General features: G+C 68.0%; 7 protein-coding genes. 2 read left to right on the top strand and 5 right to left on the bottom strand.

Annotated features, from left to right (window positions below; all coding sequences use genetic code 11):
- Positions 1-157: 157 nt before the first annotated feature.
- The 5 genes from MIC448_RS12680 to MIC448_RS12660 form a co-directional block, all read right to left on the bottom strand.
- Positions 158-1,879 (bottom strand): cell wall metabolism sensor histidine kinase WalK, encoded by a 1,722-nt coding sequence (locus MIC448_RS12680; RefSeq protein ID WP_306342149.1) that lies wholly within the window; start codon positions 1,877-1,879, stop codon positions 158-160.
- A 90-nt stretch (positions 1,880-1,969) separates the two neighbouring features.
- On the bottom strand, positions 1,970-2,662 hold the full coding sequence (locus MIC448_RS12675) for a response regulator transcription factor (protein WP_036300315.1): 693 nt from the start codon (positions 2,660-2,662) through the stop codon (positions 1,970-1,972).
- Between the two features lie 200 nt (positions 2,663-2,862).
- Positions 2,863-4,503, bottom strand: a complete 1,641-nt coding sequence (locus tag MIC448_RS12670) for a DNA repair helicase XPB (protein ID WP_036300313.1) — start codon at positions 4,501-4,503, stop codon at positions 2,863-2,865.
- Between the two features lie 42 nt (positions 4,504-4,545).
- Entirely contained in the window at positions 4,546-6,276 is a 1,731-nt protein-coding gene (locus tag MIC448_RS12665) for a helicase-associated domain-containing protein (RefSeq protein WP_036300311.1), read from the bottom strand.
- Between the two features lie 7 nt (positions 6,277-6,283).
- Entirely contained in the window at positions 6,284-6,562 is a 279-nt protein-coding gene (locus MIC448_RS12660; RefSeq protein ID WP_036300308.1) for a hypothetical protein, read from the bottom strand.
- A gap of 156 nt (positions 6,563-6,718) precedes the next feature.
- Between MIC448_RS12660 and MIC448_RS12655 the strand changes: the two genes are divergently transcribed.
- Positions 6,719-7,102 (top strand): cold-shock protein, encoded by a 384-nt coding sequence (locus MIC448_RS12655; RefSeq protein WP_036300306.1) that lies wholly within the window; start codon positions 6,719-6,721, stop codon positions 7,100-7,102.
- Positions 7,086-7,790 carry a DUF3027 domain-containing protein gene (locus tag MIC448_RS12650; protein WP_051513808.1) on the top strand — a complete coding sequence of 235 codons (705 nt, stop codon included), beginning with the start codon at positions 7,086-7,088 and terminating at the stop codon, positions 7,788-7,790. Before MIC448_RS12655 ends, MIC448_RS12650 begins: the two co-directional genes overlap by 17 nt.
- Positions 7,791-7,878 lie beyond the last annotated feature (88 nt).

Here is a 7,878-nt window from a genome sequence, read left to right as displayed (position 1 = left end):
CGGCGGGCCTGCCCATGCCCCGGCATCCGTTCCGTGGCTCCGCCCTGCCACGCGCCCCTGGGGAGGAGGCACGAAAGACCTGCTCCGCTGTCGCAGATCGATGCTCGTGCCGCGCCGCAAGGTCGATGTGCGACAACGGAGCGACGTGGATCGGGCGTCAGGGGAGGGGCGGGCGCGGCGGGAGCTCGGGCAGAGGCTGCGTGTCGAGGTACAGCGTCGATTCGGGCGCAATGGGGAACGAGACGCGGAAGGTGGCGCCACCGCCCGGGGTGTCTTCGACCTCGACGGTGCCGTTCAGTGCCGCGACGATCGACGCGACGATGGCGAGTCCGAGGCCGGAGCCGCCGGTCTCGCGCGTACGCGAAGAATCGGCGCGCCAAAAGCGCTGGAAGATGTTGTCGCGGATCTGCTCGGGAACGCCCTCGCCGTGGTCGACGATCGCGACCCATCCCATGCCGAGAGGGGCGGTCTCGCTCACCGCGGTGACGTCGGTGCCGACCACGATCTCGATCGGTGAATCGTCGGCGGTGAAGCGGCGCGCGTTGCCGAGCAGATTCGCGACGACCTGGCGGATCCGGTTCTCATCCCCGAGCACCACGGGTGGGCGGCTCACGGCGACCGGGATCGGCTTGGTCGGGAACGAGAGCTGAGCGGGACTCCCGGGGGCACCGGCCGAGGACCCGCCGCGAGGTGCCGGAATAGGTCGCGGGATGCGGCGAAGGAGCGAGCGTGCTCGTGCCCCGGAGCTCGCACCACCGCGTCGACGAGGGGCCGAGGCATCCTTCTCTGCGGGATCCGTGTCCACGGGGATCGTGCCCGTCGCACCATCGTCTTCGAGGGCGATGCGCGCCGCGAGAGAATCCGCGTCGATCACCGTGACCGTGCGCTGCGGTGCGGCGGCGCGCAGATCCATGCCGGCGTCACGCGCGATCGGGCGCAGGTCGATCGGCGCGATCTCGACCTCGCGGCGCTCGTCGAGGCGCGCCAGGGCGAGCAGGTCCTCGACCAGCACACCCATGCGGATCGCCTCTTTTTCGATGCGCTCCATTGCTTGCGCGGTGTCTTCGTCGCCCCGGATCGCACCGATCCGGTACAGCTCGGCATAACCTCGCACCGTCACGAGGGGCGTGCGCAGTTCGTGGCTCGCGTCGCCGATGAAGCGCCGCATCTGGCGGACTGTCGCCTCTCGCTGACTGAGCGAGGCATCGACACGATCGAGCATCGTGTTGAGCGCGCCGGTGAGCTTTCCGACCTCGGTGCGCGGGTCGCCGGGGGTGAGTCGCTGGCTGAAGTCTCCGGACGAGATGGATGTCGCGGCGCGCTCGACCTGTCCGAGCGGGCGGAATGTCTGGGTGACGAGGAGCCGCGTGGTGAGTGCACCCGCCGCGATCGTGATGAGACCGAGGATGGTGAAGACGCCGAAGAACGTCGCGACCGTGCGATCGATCGGGGCGAGGGGCAACGCGATGACCTGGGTGTAGTACTGGCCGCCGAGCTGCAGATCGAGGACGCCCGCGCTGGCGTGATAGAGATCGCCCTCGGCACTCATCAAGGTGACGGGCGACGGCCCCTTCGTGATCGTCTCCTCTAGTTTGAACGTGTCGGGCCACTCGGGCCCACGGCGCGGAGGAGTGTTCCCGACGAGCTTGCCTCCGGGCTCGTAGACGGCGACGAAGTAGTCGCCCGCGGCGGCCTGATCCGTTAGCGAGATGGTGACTTTGTTGTCGTCGGGGTCGACGGTGATGTCGAGGAGTCCTTCGGCCAGATTCGACTCAGCGCGCGCCACGAGCTGCTCGTCCTGCGCGACGACGAGGGCGTTGCGCACGAACGCCATGGTCGCGATGCCCGAGGCGAACAGGCCGATCGCGAGGATCGCCACAGTGACCCCGGTGACCTTGGCGCGGAGGCTGACGCCCCGCCACCACCGGGTGACCTTGTCGGGTTTGTGACGATCGCTCAGGGGAGCCCCCTACGCGGTCTTGCCGGCCTTCAGCATGTAGCCGAAGCCTCGCTTGGTCTGGATGAGCGCTTCGGAGGAGTGCGGGTCGATCTTGCGACGCAGGTACGAGATGTAACTCTCGACGATGCCCGCGTCGCCGTTGAAGTCGTACTCCCAGACGTGGTCGAGGATCTGAGCCTTCGACAGCACGCGGTTGGGGTTGAGCATCAGGTAGCGCAGCAGCTTGAACTCGGTGGGGCTGAGGTCGATCGAGACCTCGCCGACCTTGACGTCGTGCGTGTCCTGGTCCATCGACAGCTCGCCGGCGCGGATCACGGCCTCTTCGTCGGCCTGCATGGTGCGGCGGAGGATGGCCTGGATGCGCGCGACGATCTCGTCGAGGCTGAACGGCTTGGTGACGTAGTCGTCACCGCCGGCGTTCAGACCCTCGATCTTGTCTTCGGTCTCGTCCTTGGCGGTCAGGAACAGAATGGGGGCGGTGTAGCCGGCGCTTCGCAGGCGCTTGGTGACGCTGAACCCGTTCATATCGGGCAGCATGACGTCGAGCACGATCAGATCGGGCTCTTCTTCGAGAACGGCCGAGATCGTCTGAGCCCCGTTAGAGACGGCCCTGACCTGAAAGCCGGCGAAGCGCAGGCTCGTGATCAAGAGATCGCGGATGTTCGGCTCATCGTCTACGACGAGGATGCGCGGTGCAGTCATTACCCCATTATCCCCACTGGAGCGATGCATCCGCTGAATCCTGCCCTGATCGGCGCGTTCGGGGCTCGTGGTGGCCGGCGCCGACTGCGCCGCGGTCGGAGATTCGGCGAGGGTCGGAGGGATCGGATGCTTTGGCTCCGACGCCGACCGGATCTCCGACGTTCGCCGGGCTCGGCGCGCGTCGGGGCGTTCGACCGGACTTACGCGGCGATGGCCGTCCCATCGAGGATCGTGTACGCGTAACCCTGCTCCGCGAGGAAGCGCTGGCGGTTCTGGGCGAAGTCCTGGTCGACCGTGTCGCGCGCGATCAGCGTGTAGAAGCTCGCGGTGTGGCCGTTGGTCTTCGGCCGCAGCAGGCGACCGAGGCGTTGCGCTTCTTCCTGACGCGAGCCGAACGATCCCGAGACCTGGATGGCGACGGATGCGTCGGGCAGGTCGATCGAGAAGTTTGCAACCTTCGACACCACGAGCACCGCGATCGAGCCCTCTCGGAATGCCTGGAAGAGAACTTCCCGCTCGTCGACGGGCGTCGCTCCCGTGATCTTCTGGGCGTCGAGTGCTTCGGCGAGAATGTCGATCTGGTCGAGATACTGCCCGATGATCAGGATCCGTTCGCCTTCGTGTCGCTCGACCAGCTGGCGAACCACATCGATCTTGGCGTGCGCGGTCGCGGCCAGGCGGTACCGCTCGTCGTCGGCCGCCGCGGCATACTCGAGGCGGTCGGATGCCGGAAGGTCGATGCGCACCTCGTAGCAGGCGGCGGGGGAGATGAAGCCCTGAGCCTCGATCTCTTTCCAGGGCGCGTCGAACCGCTTGGGTCCGATCAGGCTGAACACGTCGCCCTCGCGTCCGTCTTCGCGGACGAGGGTCGCGGTGAGCCCCAGGCGGCGGCGCGCCTGCAGCTCGGCCGTCAGCTTGAACACGGGGGCCGGAAGCAGATGGACCTCGTCGTAGACGATCAGGCCCCAGTCGAGTGCGTCGAGGAGCGCGAGGTGGGCGTATTCGCCCTTCCGCTTGGCCGTGAGGATCTGGTAGGTCGCGATCGTGACCGGCTTGACCTCTTTGACCTGCCCGGAGTACTCGCCGATCTCTTCGGCGGTCAGGGTGGTGCGCTTGAGCAGCTCGTCCCGCCACTGCCGGGCAGAGACGGTGTTGGTGACGAGGATCAGTGTCGTCGTCTTGGTGTCGGCCATCGCGGCGGCACCGACGAGCGTCTTGCCGGCGCCACAGGGCAGGACGACGACGCCGGATCCGCCATCCGTGAAGCTGTCGACGGCCTGCCGCTGGTACGGCCGCAGATTCCACTCGCTCTCGTCGAGCGCGATCTCGTGCGGTGTACCCGGGGTGTAGCCGGCGAGGTCTTCGGCAGGCCAGCCGATCTTCAGAAGCTCTTGCTTGATGTGCCCGCGCGCCCACGCGTCGACCGTGAAGGTGCCGGGCACGGGCTGCCCCGTCAGCAGCGGCTGGATGCGCTTGTTGCGTGCAACCTCGGACAGCACGGCGCCGTCCGTGCTGCGCAGCACGAGGGTTCCTTCGTCGTCGCGCTCGATGACGAGTCGCCCGTAACGGCCGACGGTCTCGCGCATATCGATCGACACCGACGGCGGCACCGGAAACTTCGACCAGCGTTCGAGTGTCGCGAGCATGTCGTCCGCCTGGTGCCCGGCAGCGCGTGCGTTCCAGAGGCCGAGCCGGGTGATCCGGTACGTGTGGATGTGTTCGGGTGCTCGTTCGAGCTCGGCGAAGATCGCCAGCTCGTGACGCGCGGTCTCGGCGTCGGGGTGTGCCACTTCGAGCAGCACGGTCCGGTCGCTCTGCACGATCAAGGGGCCATCAGACATAAGGGCCAATTCTACCGGTGCGCGCGTGTGCCCGGGCGCGGTTCACACGCGTCGGATGCCCCGGACGCTCGAGACGGGCAGGGTTCGCTCGACATCCGTGCCCCGCTCGCGACCGCGCAGGCGACCGCCGCCCAAGCCGCTGGCTTCGAGAGTGAAGGTGCGCGTCGATCCGTCGGGTAGCTCGACGTCCACATCGACGACCGTACGCGCACGGACGGCGGACTCGATCTCGCGTTCGAGCCAGGCGGTGTCGGCGTTCGATGAGACGGATGCGCGCAGCGTTTCGATCAGCGCGGTGTAGGCCTCGGGGGGCACGGAGCCCGGGGCGAGTGCTCCGGCCGCGATGCGGTGGCGCCGCATGGGTTCTTCCGTGCCCTGACGGTCGACGGCGACGGCCGGATAGCGGGCGTCGATCAGTGCCCACAGCACCGTGTCGCGGGGCACGCGCGAGGTCAACGCCGACCCGTCCCCGGTTCGGATCAGACCGAGGGGGCGAAGCGACTGGTCGACGGCGATGGTCTCGAGGGCTTGTGGCTCGCTGCTCGTGACGAGCGTGCGGGGGGTTTCGGGCGGTGCGTCCGGGTCGTAGCCGACGCGGACGAGGCCGTGCTTGTCTGCGGTCGTCCGGACGAGGTATTCGAGCGGTTGCGGTACACCCGTCAAAGACAGCCCCGCGAGGAACTCCAGCATCGACTCGGCCGTCTCGCCCTCGGTGAGCGCGGCGGCGATCGTCTCGGGTGTGAAGCGGTACGACGACGCTTGCGCGTGCGACTCACGATGAGCGAGTTGACGCAGGCGCACGTCGAGCCCGGATGCGAGTGGGCCCGGAGAGATGGCGGTGAGGTCGTTCTGCAGATAGATGCGGTCGACCTCGTGGGGGAGGAGCGCCCCCAGCTCGGCCTCGGCGCGTTCGGTACCCGAGGGGAGCGCGCGCGACCACGGCGGGGCCGCGCCATCCGGGGCAATGAGGCCCCATACCTGGGCCTCGGCCTGCAGGGCTTCTGCGCGGGCAGGCCACGAGGCATCCGCGGGGAATGTCGCGTTCCACGTCGACGGATCGCTCCACGCACCACCCGCGCGGATGCCGCGGGGCAGTTCGTCGCGCCATGCGGCGGCGACGAGGGACCAGCGCCGCACCGTGGGTTCGCGCAGCCACAGCTCGGCCTGCGCGGTGGGTAGCAGCCAGCGTCCCTCGACATCCAGCAGGCCGGCGGTGCGGGCGAGGGAGATCAGGGCATCGAGGTCTTCCGGGCGCTGCAGCTCTTCGGAGAGCCGGCGACGATCGGCGGCCGCGATGGCGCCCGAGCCCAGGCGGGCGAACGGCGCGTGCAGCGACTGGATCAGGATGTCGCCGAGCGAGGCGACACTCGTGAACGCGCGCTCGGCGGTCGCGCCCTCGGTCGCGGCGTCGGCCGGCGGCAGGGCGTCCTGAGGTGCGGCCTCATCGAAGATGACCAGGTTGATCGCGGCCGACGTGGACGGGAGCGGGATGCCCGAGGCATCCGTCAGTCCCAGGCTCCGAACCGTGGCGGCGTGTTCTTCGGGAACGGGTGTTCCGTCTGCAGCGGCGCGGGCGACGGCAGAGAGCTCGGTCGCGGTCAAACCCTGCAACGCCCGCGCGACGAACGACGGGTCGGTCAGAGCGTCGGCGGCATCGAAGTAGTCGCGCCACGCGACCGTGGGTGACACCCCACGTGCCGCGAGCAGGGCGGCGAACTCCGAATCATCGAGGGTCGCGAGGCGCGCAGCGAGCTCCCTCGTTCCCTCTGTCATGTTCGGCTCAAGACGATGCCTGATTCGCGCGCTTGCGACGCGCCCAGGTGATGACGAGGAGCGTGATGATGAGCACGAACGCGAGCGGAAGGCCGATGTTGGGCAGCACCGCGACAAGGGGCCAGATTCCCGAGCTGAAGTCCTCGCGGCTCATGCCGGTGGCCGTTCCGATGATGATCGCGAAAAAGCACACGATCGACAGCAGAGCGATTCCCAGCGACATGAACGCGAGGATGCGCTCGGCGCGCCCAGGCTGCAGCTGGGACGAATCGGGAGACGTGCTCATTCGACTGAGCCTAGTGGGCACGGGTCATCCGATCGATCGCGCGTGGCGCGGACCATTGACCGCGCAGGGCGCGAAGCGGTGCCGTAGGCTGAGATGTCGGGGGTTTCCCGAATTCTTCAGCGCCCGCGGGTGCCAGACGCAACGAGGTAGTTCACGATGCCCACCGGCAAGGTCAGGTTCTTCGACGAAGAGAAGGGCTTCGGCTTCATCTCTACCGATGAAGGCGAGGACGTCTTCCTGCACGCCACCGCGCTCCCCGCGGGAACGCCCGCACCCAAGCCGGGCACGCGCCTGGAGTTCGGTGTGGCCGACGGCAAGCGCGGACTGCAGGCTCTGTCGGTGCGCGTGCTCGAGGCGCCGCCGAGCCTCTCCAAGGCGCAGCGCAAGCCGGCCGACGACATGGCGATCATCATCGAAGACCTCGTGAAGCTGCTCGATGGCATGGGCGGGGACCTGCGTCGCGGCCGCTACCCAAGCAGCTCCCACAGCAAGAAGATCGCCGCGGTTCTGCGTAAGGTCGCCGATGAACTCGACGCCTGAGTTCGAGTCGGCGGAGTCGGAAACTCAGCCATCCGAGCCCGATCCGCAGTTGATCGACGCCCGCGACCTTGCTCTCGCCGCGCTGCGCGAGATCACCGACGAGAAGACGATCGGTGAGCCCGCCGGCTATCGCGAAGAGCCCGACGGGGCACTCTCGCTGCGATTCGCGAATCGCATGGCCGGGTACCCCGGATGGTTCTGGACCGTCACGCTCGCGCGCGTCGAGGGTTCCGCCCCGACTGTGCTCGAGGCGGAACTGATGCCCGGTGACGGCGCGCTTCTCGCGCCCGAGTGGACGCCGTGGGCCGAGCGGCTCGCCGAGTACCACGCTCACCAGGCCGAGCTCGATCAAGAGGCGCTCGCCGCAGACACGTCGGACGAGGGCGACGATTCCGACGAGTCGGACGACGATGACTTGGACGAGGACGACATCGACGATCTCGACGCGGCCGATTTCGACGAGGACGGATCGCCGATCCTGCACTCGGGCGACGTCGACGGCGTCGACATCGACAACTTCTCTGACGACGCGGACTCGGACGACGATGAGTCCGACGACGACGACGACGACTCGGACGACGATGACTCGGACGACGATGACTCGGACGACGATGACTCAGACGACGACGACTCGGACGAGGACGACGACCTCGACTACCAGGACCCGCGCGTCTACCGCAGCTATTGACAGGACCCGCGCGTCGACCGCAGCTATTGAGACGTGCCTTCTGACCCGGGGAGCGTCCCGGTCACTGAGCCTGTCGAAGTGACCCGTC

Source organism: Microbacterium sp. C448, from assembly GCF_000582705.2.
GTDB classification, from domain to species: domain Bacteria; phylum Actinomycetota; class Actinomycetes; order Actinomycetales; family Microbacteriaceae; genus Microbacterium; species Microbacterium lacus_A.
The sequence above is the reverse complement of the archived record's forward strand: the minus strand, read 5'-3'. Positions and strand labels throughout refer to the sequence as shown.

Excerpts from the sequence above, each read along its gene's own strand:
- MIC448_RS12675 (WP_036300315.1), bottom strand. The coding sequence starts at position 2,662 with ATGACTGCACCGCGCATCCTCGTCGTAGACGATGAGCCGAACATCCGC.
- MIC448_RS12670 (WP_036300313.1), bottom strand. The coding sequence starts at position 4,503 with ATGTCTGATGGCCCCTTGATCGTGCAGAGCGACCGGACCGTGCTGCTC.
- MIC448_RS12665 (WP_036300311.1), bottom strand. The coding sequence starts at position 6,276 with ATGACAGAGGGAACGAGGGAGCTCGCTGCGCGCCTCGCGACCCTCGAT.
- MIC448_RS12660 (WP_036300308.1), bottom strand. The coding sequence starts at position 6,562 with ATGAGCACGTCTCCCGATTCGTCCCAGCTGCAGCCTGGGCGCGCCGAG.
- MIC448_RS12655 (WP_036300306.1), top strand. The coding sequence starts at position 6,719 with ATGCCCACCGGCAAGGTCAGGTTCTTCGACGAAGAGAAGGGCTTCGGC.
- MIC448_RS12650 (WP_051513808.1), top strand. The coding sequence starts at position 7,086 with ATGAACTCGACGCCTGAGTTCGAGTCGGCGGAGTCGGAAACTCAGCCA.